This is a genomic window from Mesorhizobium sp. WSM3864, from assembly GCF_002294955.1.
Taxonomy (GTDB): domain Bacteria; phylum Pseudomonadota; class Alphaproteobacteria; order Rhizobiales; family Rhizobiaceae; genus Mesorhizobium.
The window spans coordinates 673588-693364 of sequence record NZ_NSGD01000001.1 but is presented as its reverse complement, the minus strand read 5'-3'; the positions used below and the strand labels follow the sequence as shown (position 1 = coordinate 693364).

17 protein-coding genes are annotated in these 19777 nt (G+C 62.2%); 7 read left to right on the top strand and 10 right to left on the bottom strand.

Annotated elements, in window-relative coordinates; all coding sequences use genetic code 11:
- Window positions 1–312 precede the first annotated feature (312 nt).
- The 3 genes from CK215_RS03405 to CK215_RS03395 are packed head-to-tail and all read left to right on the top strand — an operon-like array spanning window position 313 to window position 2462.
- Window positions 313–1374, top strand: coding sequence for a glycosyltransferase family 2 protein (locus tag CK215_RS03405; RefSeq protein ID WP_095830069.1), 1062 nt, complete (start codon window positions 313–315; stop codon window positions 1372–1374).
- The gene (locus CK215_RS03400) at window positions 1349–2041 is read left to right on the top strand and encodes a class I SAM-dependent methyltransferase (protein ID WP_095830068.1); all 693 of its coding nucleotides are present in this window, start codon (window positions 1349–1351) and stop codon (window positions 2039–2041) included. Before CK215_RS03405 ends, CK215_RS03400 begins: the two co-directional genes overlap by 26 nt.
- Window positions 2019–2462 (top strand): GtrA family protein, encoded by a 444-nt coding sequence (locus CK215_RS03395; protein ID WP_066992710.1) that lies wholly within the window; start codon window positions 2019–2021, stop codon window positions 2460–2462. Before CK215_RS03400 ends, CK215_RS03395 begins: the two co-directional genes overlap by 23 nt.
- Before the next feature lie 3 nt (window positions 2463–2465).
- Here the strand turns inward: CK215_RS03395 and CK215_RS03390 are convergent, their stop codons facing one another.
- From CK215_RS03390 to CK215_RS03380, 3 genes are all read right to left on the bottom strand, one after another.
- A complete protein-coding gene (locus CK215_RS03390; RefSeq protein WP_245418589.1) occupies window positions 2466–3089 on the bottom strand; it encodes a hypothetical protein in 624 nt (207 codons plus the stop codon).
- Window positions 3076–4236 carry a hypothetical protein gene (locus tag CK215_RS03385; protein ID WP_245418588.1) on the bottom strand — a complete coding sequence of 387 codons (1161 nt, stop codon included), beginning with the start codon at window positions 4234–4236 and terminating at the stop codon, window positions 3076–3078. The genes CK215_RS03390 and CK215_RS03385 overlap by 14 nt, the downstream gene beginning before the upstream one ends.
- A gap of 346 nt (window positions 4237–4582) precedes the next feature.
- Window positions 4583–4885 (bottom strand): DUF982 domain-containing protein, encoded by a 303-nt coding sequence (locus tag CK215_RS03380; protein WP_095830067.1) that lies wholly within the window; start codon window positions 4883–4885, stop codon window positions 4583–4585.
- A 294-nt stretch (window positions 4886–5179) separates the two neighbouring features.
- On the opposite strand from CK215_RS03380, the gene CK215_RS03375 reads away from it, so the two are divergent.
- On the top strand, window positions 5180–6637 hold the full coding sequence (locus tag CK215_RS03375) for an NCS1 family nucleobase:cation symporter-1 (protein ID WP_095830066.1): 1458 nt from the start codon (window positions 5180–5182) through the stop codon (window positions 6635–6637).
- Between the two features lie 88 nt (window positions 6638–6725).
- Here CK215_RS03375 and CK215_RS03370 read toward each other — a convergent pair whose 3' ends face one another.
- On the bottom strand, window positions 6726–7787 hold the full coding sequence (locus CK215_RS03370) for a peptidoglycan-binding protein (RefSeq protein ID WP_170950206.1): 1062 nt from the start codon (window positions 7785–7787) through the stop codon (window positions 6726–6728).
- A gap of 343 nt (window positions 7788–8130) precedes the next feature.
- Between CK215_RS03370 and CK215_RS03365 the strand changes: the two genes are divergently transcribed.
- The gene (locus tag CK215_RS03365) at window positions 8131–9384 is read left to right on the top strand and encodes a serine hydrolase domain-containing protein (RefSeq protein WP_095777709.1); all 1254 of its coding nucleotides are present in this window, start codon (window positions 8131–8133) and stop codon (window positions 9382–9384) included.
- A 113-nt stretch (window positions 9385–9497) separates the two neighbouring features.
- Here CK215_RS03365 and CK215_RS03360 read toward each other — a convergent pair whose 3' ends face one another.
- From CK215_RS03360 to tpiA, 6 genes are all read right to left on the bottom strand, one after another.
- Window positions 9498–11204, bottom strand: a complete 1707-nt coding sequence (locus tag CK215_RS03360; RefSeq protein ID WP_095830064.1) for a ShlB/FhaC/HecB family hemolysin secretion/activation protein — start codon at window positions 11202–11204, stop codon at window positions 9498–9500.
- Between the two features lie 288 nt (window positions 11205–11492).
- On the bottom strand, window positions 11493–12032 hold the full coding sequence (locus CK215_RS03355; RefSeq protein WP_095830063.1) for a DUF1697 domain-containing protein: 540 nt from the start codon (window positions 12030–12032) through the stop codon (window positions 11493–11495).
- Between the two features lie 17 nt (window positions 12033–12049).
- Window positions 12050–13687, bottom strand: a complete 1638-nt coding sequence (locus CK215_RS03350; protein ID WP_082953678.1) for a CTP synthase — start codon at window positions 13685–13687, stop codon at window positions 12050–12052.
- 254 nt (window positions 13688–13941) lie between these two features.
- Window positions 13942–15066: a L,D-transpeptidase gene (locus CK215_RS03345; protein ID WP_095777712.1), complete on the bottom strand. Its 1125-nt coding sequence runs from the start codon at window positions 15064–15066 to the stop codon at window positions 13942–13944.
- Window positions 15067–15278: 212 nt separating this feature from the next.
- Window positions 15279–15803 (bottom strand): preprotein translocase subunit SecG, encoded by a 525-nt coding sequence (gene secG, locus CK215_RS03340; RefSeq protein WP_095830062.1) that lies wholly within the window; start codon window positions 15801–15803, stop codon window positions 15279–15281.
- A gap of 161 nt (window positions 15804–15964) precedes the next feature.
- On the bottom strand, window positions 15965–16732 hold the full coding sequence (tpiA, locus tag CK215_RS03335) for a triose-phosphate isomerase (protein ID WP_095830184.1): 768 nt from the start codon (window positions 16730–16732) through the stop codon (window positions 15965–15967).
- A gap of 144 nt (window positions 16733–16876) precedes the next feature.
- Between tpiA and CK215_RS03330 the strand changes: the two genes are divergently transcribed.
- The gene (locus CK215_RS03330; protein WP_066992686.1) at window positions 16877–18769 is read left to right on the top strand and encodes a peptidyl-prolyl cis-trans isomerase; all 1893 of its coding nucleotides are present in this window, start codon (window positions 16877–16879) and stop codon (window positions 18767–18769) included.
- A complete protein-coding gene (gene trpD / locus CK215_RS03325; protein WP_095830061.1) occupies window positions 18766–19776 on the top strand; it encodes an anthranilate phosphoribosyltransferase in 1011 nt (336 codons plus the stop codon). The genes CK215_RS03330 and trpD overlap by 4 nt, the downstream gene beginning before the upstream one ends.
- The last annotated feature ends 1 nt before the right edge of the window (window position 19777 follow it).

Genomic DNA, 19777 nt, shown 5'->3' with positions numbered 1-19777 from the left:
ACACCTTCCCTAAACTAAAATCCGGCTCTTGGAGAGCCCAGGTTCGTCACGGGGCATCTCAAGAAAGGTTTTGCGCCGCAGGAACGCCGAGATCGGCGCACGATGCAGCGCCGATCTTTCGCGATCCGGTGGCGCTCCATCCGCCCGGCCTGAAAAAGATGGGCATCAAAATCCGGATCCAAGGATCTCTGTCGGTACCCGGTTAGATTTCAACCGAACGTTGCGCGCCTTTTTTGGCGAGGAGCAGCGCCATTTCTTCCGCAATTAGCGCCTGCTTATGGAACTTTCTGGCCGGTGTTCCATTGCAATCGCATGCAAGAATCTGTCCAGCGGATCCGGACGCGGGCACCGTCCCTACGCTACTCATTGGTGCTGCCGATATACAATGAGGAGGAGGTGTTGCCCCGGCTGGTCGAGCGGATCAGCGCACTGACCGCAAAACTGGACGGAGACACCGAAGTCATCTTCGTCGACGACGGAAGCAGCGATCGAAGCGTCAGCTATTTGCGCGGCATGGTCGCCGCCGAACCGAGCTTCCGCCTGATCGAGCTCTCCCGCAACTTCGGCCACCAGGTCGCCATCAGCGCCGGCATGGAAGCGGCCTCCGGCGAGGCCGTCATCGTCATGGACGCTGACCTGCAGGATCCCCCCGAGGTCGTTCTCGACCTGGTGGCGAAGTGGAAGGACGGCTTCGAGATCGTCTACGCAAGGCGCGTCAGCCGCAAGGGCGAAACCTGGTTCAAGCGCTTTACCGCCAGCCTGTTCTATCGGCTGCTGGAGAGGATGACACCGGTCGAGATCCCGCGCGATGTCGGAGACTTCCGCCTCGTCGGCCGGAAGGCGCTGGACACGTTCAAGCGCATGCCGGAGCACGACCGCTTCGTCAGGGGCATGTTCGGCTGGATGGGTTTCAAGCAGGCGGCGGTGCCGTTCGAGCGCCCGGCGCGGACGCTTGGTGAAACCAAATACCCGTTCTGGAAGATGATGCGGCTTGCCATCCATGGCATCATCGGCTTTTCGGAGCGGCCTCTGCAACTGGTGCTGTTGACCGGGTTGGCCATCTCCGCTCTCGCCCTGGCGTTCGGCGCATACGCCATCGCGGCCTGGATCCTCGAAACCGGCGTGATTGCCGGCTGGACATCCACGGTGGTGATCGTGTCGCTGCTAATCGGCATCAATCTTTTCATGACCGGCGTGATGGGCCTTTACGTCGGCAGCATCCATGCCGAGGTCAAACGGCGCCCGCTCTACGTTATCGAAAGGCTGAGTGGCTTCGACCGGCCGATGCGCGTCGCCTCCCGCGACAAGCGCGCTTCGTTTCGCAAGTCCAGGAACGGGGTCACGGCGGATGTCCGAACTCTTCGACAGCTATAGGTCCAGCTACAGTGAGGCAGTCGAGGGCTCGATCCGGTTCTCCGGGCTGCGCCATGATTTCTTCCTGCGTGCCAAGGCCGAGCTTCTGCGACGACTGGTCCTCGAGCAGGACCTCCGGCGGGGCGGCGCAGGCGTGCGCGCGCTCGATGTCGGTTGCGGCGTGGGCTCGCTTCATCCGCATCTCGCCGATGTCTTCGATCGACTCGACGGCTGCGACGTGTCGAAGGAGTCCCTCGCGCGTGCCAGCGCAGAGAACCCGCACGTCGCATACACCGTGTGCAACACCTCACGCTTGCCTTACGCGGACGGCATGTTCGATCTGGCGTTCGCCAGTTGCGTCGTCCACCACGTGCCGCCTGCGTCGTGGCTGGGTTTCATCCGCGAGATGCGGCGCGTCGTTCGGCGAGGCGGACTTGGCTGCATCATCGAGCACAATCCCTACAACCCGCTGACCCGTATGGCGGTGTTGAGATGTCCATTCGACAAGGACGCCGTCCTGCTTCGCGCTGGCAAGGCGGCATCGCTGCTTGAGCAGGCGGGCTTCCGCGACGTGCACTGCGAGCATTTTCTGCTCCTGCCGTCGGCCAAGCCGCTTGCCCGGAAACTGGAAGGCGCGCTCGCTTGGCTGCCGCTCGGAGCGCAGTATGCCTGTGTCGCCCGCGCCTGAGAATCGTCGCGTCGCCGGCACGAAGCTCCTGGGGCGCTTCGCTTCAGTCGGCCTTGTCGCCACAATCCTCTATGCCGTCCTGACTACAATCTTTGCCCAATCGAACTGGCTCGGGCTCGCGCCCGTCGAAGCCTCGCTCGCCGCTTACGCGGCCGCCGCCCTGTTTTCCTATCTGGCGCACAAATCCTTCACCTTCATGTCGGCCGGCTCGCACCGGTCACAGGCGCCGCGTTTCGTATTGCTGACGATTGCCGGCCTCGCTATGGCTTACGCGGCACCGTACCTGCTGACGGTGACATTCGGCCTGCCGCTCGCCGTTCCCGTTCTCCTCACTTCCTTGGCCATCCCGGCGCTTAACCTTCTTGTGCTCGATCGCTGGGTCTTTGCAGAGCGCCGCCTGCGCGATGACGGGCCGTCCTGAGGATCAAAGCGTGTCCAACCGGAAAGATCTCAGCTTGATGGCGCGGTTGTAGATGTTGCTCGCATCGGCGCTTTGCGGAATGCCGTCGCGATAGTCGATGGCCATGTCCAGTGTCGCCTTGCCAGCCAGCACGGCGTGCGGAATGACGAAGGACACAGTTGTCGCCACGTCGCCCGACAGCGTCCCCCGATACACCTCGGCGCCATTGGCCGAGACGACGATCCTCTGCCAGGTCTGCGGCGGGCGAATAACGGCGGCCATTTCCAGCGTTGCCCGAAGCCCGTCGCGGAGCGGCGGCAGGGCAAGGCGCAGGCGAGAGCTCTCGCCCAGCGAATGGGTGCCGTCCGCCACTGGCCCCGACCAGCCGCAGACCATCATGGTGGTTGCTTCCCGGGCGCCGTCGGAGCGGAACGATACGGTCCGGCCTGGCGTGTAGCGCCCCACGGCGTCCCGGTTGAGGCATGTGGTGGTCTTGTCGATGTAATAGGCGCGGTAATCGTCGTTGACATTCGGGCTGAGGGCAAGCGCCAGGATGGCGATCTCGGCTGCCGCAAGCGCGCCCGCCAGCGCGTAGCCGGCACCCAGGATTACCGGCCTGGTCGATTCCGTCAGCTCAGACCAGCGCAAGATAGCCTCCAAGCCAGGCCACGGTCATGAAGTAGCAGGTGAAGAGGACGACAATCAGCGCAGCGACCAATGTCGCCTTCGAGCCTGACAACAGCACCGCCGTCAGCATCGTCAGCGGCGCGAGGCCGACGACATAGCGGACCATCGAAGCCAGATTCGAGGTCAAAGGCAGGATGATGGACATGGCGCAGAACAGGGCCGCGCCAATTTGCCTGCGCGCCGCGAGCACCGCCGCCAGCGCCAGTCCCACGATTGCCGTCGACGCGCTCCATTGCGGCGCACTGGGCCACCAACCGGCCCCGGGGTGATAGGACAGCCCCGCCCAGAGGAACAGCAGCGGGTTGCCGGCCACGCGCCCGAACGCGCGCTGGACATGCACGAAGGCAAAGCCGTCCCCGACCGTGACGTAAAGGTAGACCATGTAGGCGAACAGGCCGGCGGGCGAGATGAGTATGGCGATGATGAGATCCGGCCGGCCGAGCAGCCAGCGTGGGAAGCCGATGGCCGATCCGCCCTTGGCGCGATGCTCCTCGAACATGCGAATGACGATCGCGAACACGGCCAGCACGCCGACGACCCGCGTTGCCGAGAGCAGCGCGCAAGACAACCCCGCGGCGAGATGGTTCGAGCGTTTGAGGGCCAGGAAGAGGCAGGACGTCAAAAGCACGAAGAGCGGCTCGGTGAGGAAGGTGGCAAAATAGAACGAGAACGGGCCGCTCAGCAGGAAGGCGCAATAAAGCACATAGGCCCGCATATTCCTGTCCATGAGCGGCCATGCCACCAGGCACGAGACATAGCCGCACGCCAGCGATGCCGCCGTCGCAATCGCGATCGTGGAGAAGGGCAGAATCGTGCGGACCGCCGCCACCAGCATCGGATAAAGCGGAAAGAACCCCCAGCGCCCGACATTGCTGCGGCCAGGAATGGGAAAGCGCTCATAGCCCTGTTCGGAAATGCCGACATACCAGGAGCAATCCCATTTGCAGAAGGCGCGGGCATAGGCCGCTAGGCTCGGATCCGGCGACACCGATGCGAATGCGGCGTAGCGGATGACAAGACCGCTCAACAAAAACAGCAGCGGCACTGCCGCCACCGCGATCACCGTGAGGCGAATGCCGCTCTTCGCACGCGCCACATCAACTGCCAAATCCGCCTCCAACCGCCCGGATGGCATCCGCGTCGTGCCGGCATCCCTCGCCAACACGCCTCTCGGTCCAACGCTGCATACCTAAAGGGGCGGTGGGATTTTTAGTTCCGCTGCACGATATTCCAGCCGCCATGGCATCCGGTGGACAATCTGCCGGTAGAGCGCCGCCGGCAGGCGATGGAACAGCCCGGCGTGTGACACGACCAGCCGCTGGCCCCGGTCGGAGCCTCCCTCACGCGCTCTTCAGGGAGAATTGAAACGACGCAACTCGTGCCAGTAAGGACACAACACCACCGGGACGTCGACCTCAGGCCGACGTCTCATGCTGCCGAAGGATTCGAACGTGCTAGCGCCTTAGAGCGTAGACATTGTCCATCGACACGCTGCCCAAAGGCAGCGCCATCTCGTCGTCGAGAATCCGAGTGATGCGGGCAAAGCCGACAAAAGCTTTTCTCGCCTCCTCAGCCGACATCTTGCCAGCCATAGCTGCCGAGCAGCAATTCACGGCGCATTGATAAACGGGGCCGCGTCTCCCCGTTGGCCACTTCCGCAGGAACACCATCGCTTCGGAGACGCTGTCGACTTCCTCCAAGGGGTATCCCTGCCCACGCGCGATCCGCACTGGGGTAAAGAAATGCAAGCGATCCATCACTATCCTCCCGGCCGACCGCAAAGCGGCCGAACCCGCATAAACGCATGTCCAGGGGTTTGGTTCCACACAATTTTGGTTGCTGCTCGAAAAAGTTCGGAACCGGACAGGGCGCGATCAGCAAGCCGACTCAAGTAAAGGCGATTCCTGTTTTGGCGCGACGAGAAGCGCGATTCTCATTGAATGACTTTAAGGCCAAAGCCGGCAAATGGATTGCTTGTAGGTTCCCCAGCGGCAGGCTTACCCTCACCAGTTAACGCGGGTCGCCGCGTTTTGCAAAAGGGGACAGTTGCAATGACCATACAAGGCGCTTCGCCGGACCTCTACAACGAGGATCTGGCTCCGGCAACAGTCAGGAACTGGGGGCCGTTTTCAATCTTCAACGTCTGGACCTCGGACGTCCACAGCCTCTGGGGCTATTATCTCGCCGCTAGCCTTTTTCTGTTCTGCGGCGGCTTCGTCAACTTCATCATCGCCATCGGCATCGGCTCGCTGATCATCTACTTCCTGATGAACCTTGTCGGCTATGCCGGCGTGAAGACCGGCGTGCCCTACCCCGTGCTTGCGCGCACCTCCTTCGGCATCTGGGGTGCCAACATTCCGGCGCTGGTGCGCGCCGTCGTCGCCTGCTTCTGGTATGGCGCGCAGACGGCCGCCGCGTCGGGCGCGATCGTCGCGCTGCTGACGCGGCTGCAGTGGTTCGACGAGTTCAACAAGACCTCGCATCTGCTCGGCCATTCCACGCTGGAGGTGATCTGCTTCGTCGTCATCTGGGCGCTGCAGCTTTTGATCATCCAGAAGGGTATGGAAACGGTGCGCCGGTTCCAGGACTGGGCCGGACCCGCCGTTTGGGTGATGATGCTGATCCTGGCGATCTATCTCTGCGTCAAGTCGGGCACCTTCGCCTTCACCAGCGATATTCCGATGGACGTGCTGCTCGACAAGACCAAGGATGCCGGCGTGCCAGGCGAGCCGGGTTCGTGGACCGCGCTGTTCGCGGTGGCGGCAATTTGGGTAACCTACTTTTCGGCGCTCTATCTCAACTTCTGCGACTTCGCCCGCTACGCGCCCAACAACGCGGCGCTGCGCAAGGGCAACATCTGGGGTCTGCCGGTCAACCTGATCCTGTTCTCGCTGGTCGCCGGCGTCACCACGATCGCCGCCTACGACGTCTATCACGAGGTGCTGCTCCACCCCGACCAGATCTCGGCCAAATTCGACAGCTGGTTCCTGGCGGCCCTTGCCGCGCTGACCTTCGCGGTGGCGACCCTCGGCATCAACGTCGTGGCGAACTTCGTCTCGCCGGCCTTCGACTTCTCCAACGTCTTCCCGCGTCAGATCGACTTCAAGAAGGGCGGCTATATCGCGGCGCTGATCGCGCTGGTGCTCTATCCGTTTGCGCCGTGGGAAGGCAGCGCTGCCTCCTTCGTCAACATCATCGGCGCGACGATGGGGCCGATCTTCGGCGTGATGATGGTCGACTATTATCTGATCCGTAAGGGCGAGGTCGACGTCAACGCGCTCTACCGCGAAGATGGCGAGTTTCGCTTCCAGGGCGGCTGGCACGTCAACGCCTTCATCGCCGCCGGCATCGGCGCGATCTTCTCCTCGATCCTGCCCAACTTCACCAACTGGCTGCCGTCCTGGTGGGGCGTCTATGGCTGGTTCTTCGGGGTCGCGATCGCGGGCGCCGTCTACTATGTGCTGCGCACAATGGCGCTCGGCGCCGGCGCACGCATGGCCAAGGCTTGACACAGTCTGGGCGGCGAAAGCCGCCCCATTTACTTCGTCTCATCTCGGGCCGGCCCATGCGGGCGTCCTTGCGCTCGAAAAAGTTGCGTCAGGGCAGTTCGAGCTCGGGCTCAATGATGTAGATGGTGGGATCCATTTCTTCAGGAGACACGACGACCACGTCCTTGCCTGTTGCGTCTATATAGCCGTCCGTAACAGCAAAGCCCGCCAGAAGCTGGTCGTCCGTGAGAGGATACCAGGAACCGAATTCGTGAGAGTAAGACGCGATAGCCAACCTTGCCAAAATCGCGTTGTTATATAGATCGACCTCATAGTCCTCAGAAAATTTTCCGGCCGAGTATCTCTTATAGCCATCGATATAAGGATCGCGAGAATTCTTACCTCGATACTTGTCGACAATGGCGCCGACGGTGACCTTATCCTTGCTGCCATTAAAGTATATTTTTCGTAGCAGGAATCCCCAAGCGCCTACTCCGTACTCCGGGGCCTCATATATGGCAGTTTGATTTCCATGACGATCCGGCAACGTGCATCCCATATATCCGTTCATGCTGTCTCTCTGCCAATTGGAGATGTTGATGGCACCCGGATTGTTGGTTCGGAGAGCTCTTCGAGTAAGCGTATTTGACGAGTCGTAGTCGGCGTCCGGTTGGCCGCTGAAGAAGTTGCCAAGGCCGGCCAGGCTTCTGAAGTCGAATTGAGTGCCTTGCGCATATTTCGCATCGTCACGAAAAGGCGGATCCAGACGGCGCATGATGTTCGTGTCCCAAAACGGCAACCCCAGCGCTTTGCCGGTCCGAATGCTCACGACACCGTCAGCGGTTATCCCATGCGCCGCCTGGAAGGCCTTCGTGGCGCTCTCTGTTTGCGGGCCAAACAATCCATCAACATCGGAAGAGTAAAACCCTTTGTCCTCGAGCACGCATTGAAGGAGCGCGACCCTGCGATCAGGAACCTGGCTTTTGGTCAATCGAAACACCGGATCCTGCGATCCGCCGGCTGCCCGCCGAACACCGGCAAAGGCGACGAGAAACGGCAGGGTTGAGCTTGCGAGCACGTGCCTTCGTGTCACCGGAAAGGTGGAAGTCTCCGATACTTTCGCAAGAATTCCCGCTTGTCGCTTCTGACCAAGATTTTCGAAGTCGAACATCGCCATTCTCCAAGCCGCCGAGCACCATTTGCTGGCACTGACGCCGTGCTTAGCTAGGCGAGTTCTGCCAAAGCGCTCCACGCCCAGCGATACACCTTGGCTCCGGACCTCATCTTATCGTATCTTTGCCTCGGAACGTAGCTTATGCGGAGGGCGCAAGTTGGAGAGGCGAGTTCCCGTCCGGGTTGAGAATGTTCGTTTAGACGAACTTGCGCTCGCCAACCAACGCCGGCGCTGTGCGCTTACCCGCCAAGAGCTCCAAAACGCCCTGCGCCCGACTTTTCGATCCTTAACTGCTCACCATGATGTTCGTCCGACCTTTTTCTAAATGTGGAGAATGGCAATGGAAGAGAATGGGTTTCGTCTGATCGTCCGCTGCATCGGTTCCGTCGCCCTGTTTGCTTTTTCCTCCCAAAACGCATTCGCAACCGATAGCGCGCGATGCGTTGCGAACATCGAAAAAGTGATTGCCGATGGGTCGGTTCCGGCGAAGGCAACGCCGCTGCCCTCGGAGCTCAGCGCGAAGCTTGACGCTGCGGTTCGATCCGCGCTGCCCAAGACGGCGGCACCAGGTGTCATCGTCGGCGTGGTGACACCTTCCGGAACATGGAAGGCGGCGTATGGCAAGGCCGACCCTTCCGCCGGCACACCCATGGCTGTGGGGATGCACACGCGCATCGGTTCAGTTACCAAGACATTCACCGGCACGGCGATCATGCAGCTGGCCGAAGCTGGGAAGCTGTCGCTTGACGACAAGATCCAGAAATACGTGCCCGGCATCCCCAATGGCGATCGGATCACGCTCCGCCAGCTCGCCGATATGACCAGCGGCATTGCGAGCTATACCCAAAGTGCAAAATTCCAAGATGTCTTGTTCTCCAAGCCTCAAACGATCTTCACGCCCAAGGAGCTGGTAGCCATCGGCGTGGCAGAATCGCCTCTCTTCGAGCCCGGAGCCTCGTTCAACTATTCGAACACCAACACGATCCTGCTCGGCATGGTCATGGAGCAGGTTACTGGAAAGACCGTCGGCGAGGTTTTCAAGGAGCAGATCTTTGATCCGCTGAAGCTCAAGAATACGTCCTGGCCGGGCGACTCGGTGGATTTGCCGGTGCCCTATGCTCAGGGCTTTACCCTGCAGGGGGATTTTGCCAAGCCGGATGCACCAAGCAACGCGACGAACTGGAACCCATCCTGGGGATGGACTGCAGGGGAACTGATTTCCAATATCGACGATTTGCTGGTTTATGCTCGGGCACTGGGCACCGGGAACGGCTTGCTGGGGGCAGCTGCGCAGAAGGAGCGGCTGACCTTCCCGGGCGCGGCCGGCTACGGGATCGGCGTCGGTTGCATCGGCGGCTGGGTGGGCCATACGGGCGAACTGCCAGGCTACAACACGACCTTGTTTTACAAGGCAGGTGCGGACATAGCCGCCGTGGTCCAGACCAACAGCGACATTGCTTCCGGCGATTGCAAGGCGGAGCCGACGCTGACCGACGATCCACGCGACACGGTCTGCTCTTCGCCTGCAACGCGTGTATTTGTTGCGGTTTCAGAGGCTCTTGGCCAGCCGTATACGCCGCCCAACCCCCACTGAATGCCCGATGAGAGCCGAGACGGCTCGACAATTTTGCAGTGGCTCACTCGTTGTGAGCCGCTCCGTCTCCTGAAGCACGGCGGAACTCTGTGTCGGGCTTTCCCGGCATCGCTCTAATATGAACCGATGAGTTGGAACAGGAATCGCGTGCCGGTATCGGCCAGCTCTTGGCTGTCTTGGAACGGTATTGCGACTATCGCCCTTGCATTGAGGTGTTGTCCGAAAGAAGCTGCCACCCCCACCCCGGCCGAGCCCAGTTCTGCCTCGGTGTAATCCACGCCCGTGTCGTGGTTCCAGATCGCGCCATAGTCGACGAAGGCAAACACGTTCAAATTCGAGAAAGGCGAAGATTCCGGGAGTTGGATGTTTCGCCCCAGTTCCAGCGCGGAGGCTATCCCACTGTCGCCGGAAGCCGCCGAGCCGTCGAAGGCCAGCCCATAGGGATCGCCGCCGAGCACGAGTTGCACCGCCGATGGAAGCACCGTGGGCGCATACTGGGCAGCGACGCGAAGACGAATGGTGGTCATCGAGACGATCTCCTTGCGCAGGTCGAGATCGGCGCGGAAAAACCGATAGTCGTCGGGAACGCCTTCACGCGGCGCATGGGGGTTGCTGCTGTCGCTCGCGCCGAGGGCGTCGAGACCTTGGCCGAAAGTGCCGGTCAACGAAATGGCGCCCTTGTCCAGCTCGCCGATATAGTTCAGGGACGTTGCCAGCCACCGCAGGTCTTCGTCCGTCGCCCTTTGCCCGCTTGCGTCCAGCGAGTTGTCTTTGAAGTTCAGTTCAATCCGGCCAAAAAGACTATGATTGATTGTCCGCAGGAAGGGGTAGTTGGCATAGACTGTCCCGAAGGTCGACTGAATATCGAGTTCGAGAGGCCCGAGATCGCCGCCGGGTTCGGAAGATACATGGCCGAGGCTGTAGCCCACATGCAATCCGTCATACCCTACCGGAACATCCTGCGAGCCCAGGACGAATTTGAGCTCGTCCGGGCTGGCGGGAATGGTGACCCCAACGATTTTCGTCGCCTCAAACAGCCTCAGCGCATCGTTTAAGGTACCGGTGCCGGTCAGCTGGTACGGACCGACCGCGTCGCTGCCAAAATTATCGAATATCCCTGTTGCGCTGGCACGGTTGAAGCTGATGTCCAACTTCAGATCCCCGCCCGCCGAGGGCGTTTCGGGACGCGTGAAGACGCCTTCAATCGTCAGGCCGGCAAGGTCGCTCATCAACAGCAGTACGCGCTCGGCTTCCTTGATGCGGATCGGACGCATGGCGACGATGCGATCGATATAGGGCCGCAGACGTTCCTCGACGTTGGGCACGGCACTCTTGATGGTGACCTTTCGCACGTAGGATTCATACAGAATGATGACCACGTTACCGGAAGAGACGTCCTGCTTGGGCACGACCGCCCACGAGAAATATCCTTCCCGCTGGTAGATGGCGTCGATCCTCTCCGCGATCGCGTAGACTTCTGCGAGGCTGATCCTTTTGTTCAGATCCCCGGCCCAGGCAGCTCGAAGTGTTTCATTTGGGACCGTGACGGCGCCTCGAACGGTTACCGATCGCAATATGAACTTTATTTTTCGAGCCGCGGCGGGCGGAGTTTCCTTGCGGGCATCGGAAACCGAAAGATCGATCGTGCCGGGCTTTCGCGGGGCCGAGTAGCGCCGGATGATTTCGTTCTGATCTGACACCACCGAACCAATTTGATCGGAGATCGTCTGAGCCTCCGTTGGCCCGACGGTCAGGGCCCAGGCAGCAAGAATCGCAAGAATAACGATCGTCGGCTGCACGAGCGCGAGCAGCTCAGGCAATGCTTTGCGGCTAGGCACTTGTAAGCCTGGCTGAGACTTGCTCACAAACTCACGATGCCCCCTGACATGTAGACTTGAGCAAACCTTATCAAATCTCCCGTTTTGCGCCAGCTTCTCGAAAGGAGAATCATCTCCAGATTGCGTGAAGGTGGTTCTCAGCGGCCTTTCATCGGAACGGTCGCCTGCCTCAGATTTCGGTGAACGATCGAGGAATCGGATTCGCCCTGCTCCGGCGCGGAGGGTTGGGACTTGAGTAGTCGGGGCGGCGAAAGCCACCCTTATTTCAACCTATTTGGCGACCATCTCGGACAGTCTGCGCACCGTGTTCCAGTTGCGCGATGTGCCGATCCCCATGCGCTTGTGGTTTGCTGCGGCGAGCAGCCGCGAGCTTGGCCGCTCGCGCGAAAAGACGACCCAAATATCGCCGTCGACCGACAGCACCTTCTCGTCCGCGGCGGCATAGGCTGTAAGAGCCGCTGCGGCTTCTTCAGGCGCCGGCCGGCGCATCACCCGCACCGCGACCTGATCGCCGGCTTTTGCCGATTCGTCCGGGAACGGATTGGCGGCAGCAAGCTTCAGCCAGTCTTCTGAGCCGCGCACGATGATATCGACATGGCGGCCGAAAGTCTCTTCGAAGGCCTTTTCCAGCCGCCGTTCGAGACCGGAAACGCTGGCCGTCCGCGCCTCGAAGACCAGATTACCCGTGGCGACCAGCGTGCGGACGTTTTTCAGCCCGATGGCTTCGGCCATCGCCTTGAGCTCGGACATGACAACGCGCCGCCCCTCGCCCAGGATGATGCTGTAGAGCAGCGCGACGTAAGTTCGCATGGTCGCCGGCCGATCGTTCAGACCAGCCGCGACTGCTCCACCGCCGCTTCGATGAAGCTTGCGAACAGCGGGTGCGGCTCGAGCGGGCGGCTCTTCAGTTCAGGGTGGTACTGCACGCCGATGAACCAGGGATGGTCGGGATATTCCACCGTCTCCGGCAGCACCCCGTCTGGCGACATGCCGGCAAAGACCAGGCCACAATCCTCAAGCCGCTGCTTGTAGTCGATGTTCACCTCGTAGCGGTGCCGGTGGCGCTCGGAGATCTGCGTGTCGCCGTAGATCTCGGCGATCTTCGATCCCTTGGCGAGGTCGGCTTGATAAGCGCCGAGGCGCATGGTGCCGCCGAGATCGCCGGTAGCCCTGCGCTTCTCCAGCATGTTGCCCTTCAGCCATTCCGTCATCAGGCCGACCACCGGCTCCTCGGTCGGGCCGAATTCGGTGGAAGAGGCATGCTCGACGCCGGCGAGCGACCGCGCAGCCTCGATGCAGGCCATCTGCATGCCGAAGCAAATGCCGAAGTAAGGCACCTTGCGCTCGCGCGCGAACTTCGCGGCCAGGATCTTGCCCTCGGATCCGCGCTCGCCGAAACCGCCGGGAACGAGGATGCCGTGCACCTTCTCCAGCCACGGCGTCGGGTCTTCCTTCTCGAAGATCTCGCTCTCGATCCAGTCGAGCTTGACCTTGACGCGGTTGGCAAGCCCGCCATGCGACAGCGCCTCGATCAGCGATTTGTAGGCGTCCTTGAGGCCGGTGTATTTGCCGACGACGGCAATCGTCACCTCGCCTTCCGGATTGTGGATGCGGCTGGAGAGCGCCTGCCAGGGCTCCATGCGCGGCTTCGGCGCCGGATCGATGCCGAAGGCGGCGAGCACCTCGGAATCCAGCCCTTCCTTGTGATACGCCATCGGCACGTCGTAGATGTGCGGCACGTCGAGCGCCTGGATGACGGCGCTCTCGCGCACATTGCAGAACAGCGAAAGCTTGCGGCGCTCTTCCTTGGGGATCGGCCGGTCGGCGCGCACCAGAAGGATGTCAGGCGCGATACCGATGCCGCGCAATTCCTTGACAGAATGCTGCGTCGGCTTGGTCTTCAATTCGCCGGCGGTAGGGATGTACGGCATCAGGGTGAGATGCACATAGACCGCGTTGTTGCGCGGCAGGTCGTTGCCGAGCTGGCGAATCGCCTCCAGGAACGGCATCGCCTCGATGTCGCCGACAGTGCCGCCGATCTCGCACAGCACAAAGTCGTAATCGTCATTGCCCTCGAGGACGAAATGCTTGATCTCGTCGGTGACGTGCGGGATCACCTGCACGGTCGCGCCGAGATAGTCGCCGCGCCGCTCGCGCTCGATGATGTTCTTGTAGATGCGGCCGGTGGTGATGTTGTCCTGCTGGTTGGCCGAGCGGCCGGTGAAACGCTCGTAATGGCCGAGATCCAGATCGGTCTCGGCGCCGTCGTCCGTCACGAACACTTCGCCATGCTGATACGGCGACATCGTTCCGGGATCGACATTGAGGTAGGGATCGAGCTTCTTGATCCGCGCGCGATAGCCACGCGCCTGCAGAAGAGCCCCAAGAGCTGCTGCAGCGATGCCTTTTCCGAGTGAGGAAACCACGCCGCCTGTGATGAATACATATCGCGCCATGGGAGTCATCGCTTAACGCGGCCTGATTGATTCCGCCAGAGAAAAAACCGCCGCGAAGGCTTTTTCCCAAATGGCGCTCGTGTCCGGATGGGCATTTCTCTGAAGCATGCCGCCCAAAACTGTGCAGTGGTTTTGGGAGAACGGCAGGCATCAGAACAGAAACTCGAAAGCGCGGCACCTGCGTCTTTCAACGCGACGCGCTTTGATCAAAGAAAAAGGGCCGGTGGTGCCGGCCCGCCCTTTCGGCAGTTTGCTTCAACGCGTTAGATAATAACGACCTTGGTGCCGATCTTGACGCGGCTGTAGAGATCCATGACGTGCTCGTTGATCATGCGGAAGCAGCCGTTGGAAGCGCTGGTTCCGATCGACTGCGGTGCAATGGTGCCGTGGATGCGCAGATGCGTGTCCTTCTTGCCGTCATAGAGGTAGATGGCGCGCGCGCCGAGCGGGTTTTCGCCGCCGCCGGGCATGCCGTCCTTGTACTGGCCATAGTGCTTCGGCTCGCGCTTCTGCATGTCGAGCGTCGGGATCCAGCGCGGCCATTCCTGCTTGTCGCCGACGGCCACCGTCCCCTTGAACTGAAGGCCTTCACGGCCGACTGCGATGGCGTAGCGGCGCGCGGTGGAAAACGATTCGACGAGGTAGAGACGGCGAGCAGTCGTGTCGATGACGATCGTCCCGGGCTCATAGCCGGTGAAGGCAACGTCCTGCGGCACGAACTCCGGCTTCACCTTGAACGGCCTCTTGGCATCCTTCTTGGCGAGCGCCGAATCAAGCGCGCGGGTCTCCGGCAGATAGTTGATTGAGGTCACCGAGGACCCCCCGAACAGGCCGGCGAACAGCCCGCCGCTGCTCGCCCGCTTCTGGCCGGGCTGTTCGCTGCGCAACTCACCGTTGTTGCCGGTGGCCGTGATGTTCATCGCGTCGGCCGGGATGGGCTCCTCGGCCTGGAGCGAGGCGATCGGCGCCACGGGCATGATCGGTTCGATGATCTTGACGGTCTTCTTCCCGGGCTTCGCATCGGCCACTTCGGCCGGCGCGGCCGAACCCTTCTTGGAGAGCCATTCCTGACGCGCCGCATCCGCCTTGGCCTTGGCCGCCTCGCGCATCGCCAGCTTGCGGGCTTCGAGCGCCTTCTGCTTGGCCGCTTCCTTGTCGGCAGCGATCTTGGCCTCGAGCTTTTCGATCTGCGCGAGGTCGTCCGGAGTCGGGTTTTTCTTCTTCTTGAGAAGCCTCAGCTGCGATGCGTCGCTCTTGGCGGCGACGGGGATTGCGTCGGTCTTCTCTACCGACGGCGAAGCGGCCAGATTTGCCGGTGAGGCAAAGGCCGCGGATCCCATGCCGAATACGGCACAGAATCCCAAAAGGATGAAGCTGCGAAGCTGCATGGCGAAGATCCGATTTTCTATGCTAGTTGCCCAACGGCGTCGCCCGGCGCCCCCCAAGGACGCCGAAAGTGCCGCGCGCAATCTATAATCGATTAGCCAGCGCACCCTCAAGCTGAGCGACGTGTTACATTTGGTTGAATCTTCGTGATCGAGCGGCATTTGCCGCGACTGTGTTCAAAGAACAACAGATCGCGGCGGCAATGCTTGTCCGGCTACTGGTTCGGAACCTGCGGGGTGACCGGCAATGTAACGCCGTTCGCGGCCGGCGGCGTGGTCGGATTCGCGGGCGCCGGTGTTGCGGGAGCAGTGGCCGGAGCCGTGGTGGTGCCGCCATTCGACAGCGGCGTGGTGGTCGTCGCGCCGCCCGACGGGGCGGCCGGCGCGGTGCCGCCAGCCGGAGCCGCCGGCTGCGAGCTGCCCACCGGACCGGTGGCGCCCGGCAATTGGTTGAGCACGCCCTTGCCGGCATTGCCCGAGGTCGAAGCCGGTGCCCTGTCGAGGATGTCGATCGGCTTCTCGCCGTAGCGGGCAAGGATGGAGAGCGCGAGCGAGGTCACGAAGAAAGCCGCGGCCAGGATCGCAGTCGCGCGGGTAAGCGCGTTGGCTGCGCCCCGCGCCGTCATGAAACCGGAACCGCCACCAATGCCGAGACCGCCGCCTTCGGAGCGCTGCAGCAGCACCACGCCGACAAGGGCGAGCACGACCATAAGATGAACGACGATCAGTACCGTTTCCATAATTTATCCTGGCGAGGCCTTGCGCGGCCGCGCATACGACCGGTGATTTGGAGGCGGCTCCTTACAATGCTTTGGCGGCATTTCCAAGCCCGTGGCCGGGAATATGGGGAGCAATCCGGCCATTGCAACGATTTGGGCCGCGCCCCTGCCGCCGTCTGCGGCTATGACATGTGCATATAGGCTTCGGCAATGGCGAGGAAGTCGGCCGCCTTCAGGCTTGCGCCGCCGACCAGCGCGCCATCGACATTCTCGACGCCGAGCAGCTCCACAGCATTGGACGGCTTGACCGAACCGCCATAGAGAATGCGCATTCTGGCCGCGGCATCGCCGAGCAGCGCCGTCAGCTTGCCACGGATATGGGCATGCGCCTCGGCGACGTCGGCCGCGGTCGGCGTCAAGCCGGTGCCGATGGCCCAGACGGGCTCGTAAGCGATGATGGTGTTGGCGGCGGTGGCGCTCGCCGGCACGGAACCGTCGAGCTGCCGCGACAGGACATCGAGCGTCGCGCCGGCTTCACGCTCGGCGCGCGTTTCGCCGATGCAGATGATGGCCACCAGCCCTGCCCGCCAGGCGGCCGAAGCCTTGGCGTTGACGATCGCATCGTCGTCGCCGCATTGCTCGCGCCGCTCGGAATGGCCGACGATGACATGGCTTGCGCCGGCATCCTTCAGCATCTCGGCCGAAATCTCACCCGTATAGGCGCCGCTCTCCTTGGGATGGCAATCCTCGCCGCCGGCGCGAACCGGTGTCCGCGAAAGGATCGCGGCGGCCTGGTGAAGCAAGGTGGCCGGCACGCAGACCAGGGCTTCCGTCTCCGCATCGAGGCCGCTCATGAAGCCGTTGCCGATCATCCTCAACTCGTTGAGCGAGGCGCTGGTGCCGTTCATTTTCCAGTTGCCGGCAACGAGCGGACGGATTCCAGGGGTCATGGCGTCGAGTTCTCCAGGCAACATAAGGCAGCGCCCTCACTATCAAAATCGGGCCACAAAGCAATCGACAGTGGGCCGGAAGGACGCTATTGCGCTTGTTTCAGAGTCGGCGCATGCGAAAATGCGCAAAGATCGGAAGTGGGCATGCTTGGTATTTTGAGAAGCGCGGCGGGCACCTGGGTCGCGAAAGCTTTGCTGTCCTTGCTGGTGGTGAGCTTTGCCGTCTGGGGTATTTCCGGGCGCCTGTCGGGAAGCTTGGCTGGCCATCATTCGGTGATTACCGCCGGCGGCACCACGGTTTCGATCAACGAATACCGCCTCGCCTACGATCGCCAGATCAACCTGCTGTCGCAGCAATATGGCCAGCGCATCACGCATGAACAGGCTAAGCTGCTCGGCCTCGACAACCAGGTTCTGGCGCAGCTCGTCTCCGGCGCCGTTCTCGACGAGCAGGCTCGCAAGCTCGGGCTTGGCCTTTCCAAGGACCGGCTGGCCGAGCTGACGCGCGAGGATCCGGCCTTCAAGGGTCCAGGCGGCCAGTTCGACCGCAGGACCTTCGAATATTTGCTGAGCCAGATCGGCATGCGGCCCGAGGACTATCTGAAGAACCGCTCGCAGGTGGCGGTCCGCCAGCAGATCGTCGAGGCGATTTCCGACGGCCTCAAGGCGCCGCAGACCTTCCTGAAGGCGGTCGCGCTCTATCGCGGCGAGGACCGCACGATCGACTATCTCGTCCTGCCGAAGACACTCGTCCAGCCGATCGAGGCGCCGTCCGACAGCGCGCTGAAAACCTATTTCGAAGCCAACAAGAAGAACTACGCGGCGCCGGAATACCGCAAATTCTCCTATATCCGGCTTGAGCCGCAGGACATCATGGACCCGACGGCGGTGACCGATCAGCAGGTCGCTGACGACTACAACAAGAACAAGGCGCGCTATACGACACCCGAAATGCGCACCATCGAACAGCTGGTGTTCAAGACGCCGGACGCGGCCAAGGCGGCATTTGACTCCCTGAAGACCGGCGCCACCTTCGACAAGATCGTCACCGCCGAGGGCAAGACGCAGGCCGACACCGTGCTCGGCACGCTGGCAAAGGACAAGATCGCCGACAAGGCGGTGGCCGACGCAGCCTTCTCGCTCAACGTCAATGAGGTCAGCCCGGTGGTTCAGGGCGCCTTCGGCCCGGTGCTCTTGCGCGTCACCGAGATCAAGCCGCAGGTGGTGAAGCCGCTTTCGGAAGTGTCCGACCAGATCCGCAAGGATCTTGCGCTCGGCGAGGCAAGCCGCGTCCTGCTCGACGTCCACGACAGCTACGAGGACACCCGCGCTTCCGGTGCCTCGCTTGCCCAGGCGGCCGACAAGCTAAAGCTCAAGGTCGTCACCATCGACGCCATCGACCGCACCGGCCAGCGGCCGGACGGCACGATCGTCAACGACCTGCCGCAATCGGCGGACCTCATCAAGGCCGTCTTCGAGGCCGAGCCGAACACCGAGAATGAAGGCCTGACCACTGCCGCCAACGGCTTCGTTTTCTATGAAGTCCAGTCGATCACGCCGGCGCGCGACCGCACGCTGGAGGAGGTTCGCCAGAAGGTGGTGGCCGACTGGACCGCGGCCGAGACCGACAAGCGGCTCACCGCCAAGGCCGGGGAGTTGGAAAAGCGCCTCAAGGCCGGTGCGACGCTCGACGTGATCGCGGGCGAGCTGAAGCTCGAGAAGCAGACCAAGCGCGGCCTGAAGCGCGAAGCCGACGATGCCGATTTCGGCAAGGAGGGCGCGGCGGCCATGTTCGGCGTCGGCGAAGGCGGCACGGGCCTGATCCCCTCGCCCACCGGCGACGGTCAGATCCTGTTCAAGGTTGCCGAAGTCTTCGAACCTGCCGGTGCCGATGGCAGCTCTGTCCCGGAAGACGCGCAGAAATCTTTCAGCGCCGGCATATCCGACGACCTGCTCGATCAGTTGGTGGCGCAGCTGCAGTCGCAATATGACGTTCGTATCGATCCGGCCGCTGTTTCCCAAGCACAGACACGATGAGCGCGCTTAAGACATATATTGCCAAGGTCGCGACCGGCACCGCGCTCTCCTTCGAGGAAGCGCGCGAGGCCTTCGACATCATCATGTCGGGCGACGCGACGCCGGGGCAAATCGGTGGCTTCCTGATGGCGTTGCGCGTGCGTGGCGAGGCCGTGAGCGAGATCTCCGGCGCGGTCGCCACGATGCGCGCCAAGATGCTCCGCGTCGAAGCCCCGCGCGGCGCCATCGACATCGTCGGCACCGGCGGCGACAATTCGCATTCGGTCAACATTTCGACCGGATCGGCATTCGTCATCGCCGCCGCGGGTGTCCCGGTGGCCAAGCACGGCAATCGCGGCTTGTCCTCGCTGACCGGCGCGGCGGATGTGCTGATGGCGCTCGGCGTCAAGGTCGACATCGCACCGGACACGATCGGCCGCTGCATCCAGGAGGCCGGCGTCGGCTTCATGTTCGCGCCAGCGCATCATCCGGCGATGAAGCATGTCGGTCCTGTCCGGGGCGAGCTCGGCACGCGCACTATCTTCAATCTGCTCGGGCCGCTGTCGAATCCAGCCGGCGTCGGCCGGCAGATGGTTGGCGTCTTCCTGCCCGAATGGATCATGCCGGTAGCTGAGACGCTGAAGGCGCTGGGTACCGATCATGCCTGGGTCGTGCACGGCGACGGTTATGACGAGATCACCACCACGGGCGAGACGCAGGTCGCAGAGCTCGCCGGCGGCGAGATCCGCACCTTTACCCTCACTCCGGAAGCAGTCGGACTGAAGCGGCATAACAAGGAAGACCTGCGCGGCGGCGAAGCGGCCTACAATGCCAGGGCATTGCGCGATATGCTGGGCGGCGCTGCCGGCGCTTATCGCGACACCGTGCTGATGAATGCCGGCGCCGGGCTGGTGGTGGCCGGCAAGGCGACGACGCTCGGCGATGGCATCGAGGCAGCAGCGCAGGCCATCGACAGCGGCCGGGCGCTCGCGGTGCTCGACAAGCTCATCGAGATTTCGAACGGTTAGA

Excerpts from the sequence above, each read along its gene's own strand:
- CK215_RS03395 (WP_066992710.1), top strand. The coding sequence starts at position 2,019 with ATGCCTGTGTCGCCCGCGCCTGAGAATCGTCGCGTCGCCGGCACGAAG.
- CK215_RS03375 (WP_095830066.1), top strand. The coding sequence starts at position 5,180 with ATGACCATACAAGGCGCTTCGCCGGACCTCTACAACGAGGATCTGGCT.
- CK215_RS03380 (WP_095830067.1), bottom strand. The coding sequence starts at position 4,885 with ATGGATCGCTTGCATTTCTTTACCCCAGTGCGGATCGCGCGTGGGCAG.
- CK215_RS03355 (WP_095830063.1), bottom strand. The coding sequence starts at position 12,032 with ATGCGAACTTACGTCGCGCTGCTCTACAGCATCATCCTGGGCGAGGGG.
- CK215_RS03345 (WP_095777712.1), bottom strand. The coding sequence starts at position 15,066 with ATGCAGCTTCGCAGCTTCATCCTTTTGGGATTCTGTGCCGTATTCGGC.
- trpD (WP_095830061.1), top strand. The coding sequence starts at position 18,766 with ATGAGCGCGCTTAAGACATATATTGCCAAGGTCGCGACCGGCACCGCG.
- tpiA (WP_095830184.1), bottom strand. The coding sequence starts at position 16,732 with ATGACCCCTGGAATCCGTCCGCTCGTTGCCGGCAACTGGAAAATGAAC.
- CK215_RS03365 (WP_095777709.1), top strand. The coding sequence starts at position 8,131 with ATGGAAGAGAATGGGTTTCGTCTGATCGTCCGCTGCATCGGTTCCGTC.
- CK215_RS03405 (WP_095830069.1), top strand. The coding sequence starts at position 313 with ATGCAAGAATCTGTCCAGCGGATCCGGACGCGGGCACCGTCCCTACGC.
- CK215_RS03400 (WP_095830068.1), top strand. The coding sequence starts at position 1,349 with ATGTCCGAACTCTTCGACAGCTATAGGTCCAGCTACAGTGAGGCAGTC.
- CK215_RS03330 (WP_066992686.1), top strand. The coding sequence starts at position 16,877 with ATGCTTGGTATTTTGAGAAGCGCGGCGGGCACCTGGGTCGCGAAAGCT.
- CK215_RS03350 (WP_082953678.1), bottom strand. The coding sequence starts at position 13,687 with ATGACTCCCATGGCGCGATATGTATTCATCACAGGCGGCGTGGTTTCC.
- CK215_RS03370 (WP_170950206.1), bottom strand. The coding sequence starts at position 7,787 with ATGTTCGACTTCGAAAATCTTGGTCAGAAGCGACAAGCGGGAATTCTT.
- secG (WP_095830062.1), bottom strand. The coding sequence starts at position 15,803 with ATGGAAACGGTACTGATCGTCGTTCATCTTATGGTCGTGCTCGCCCTT.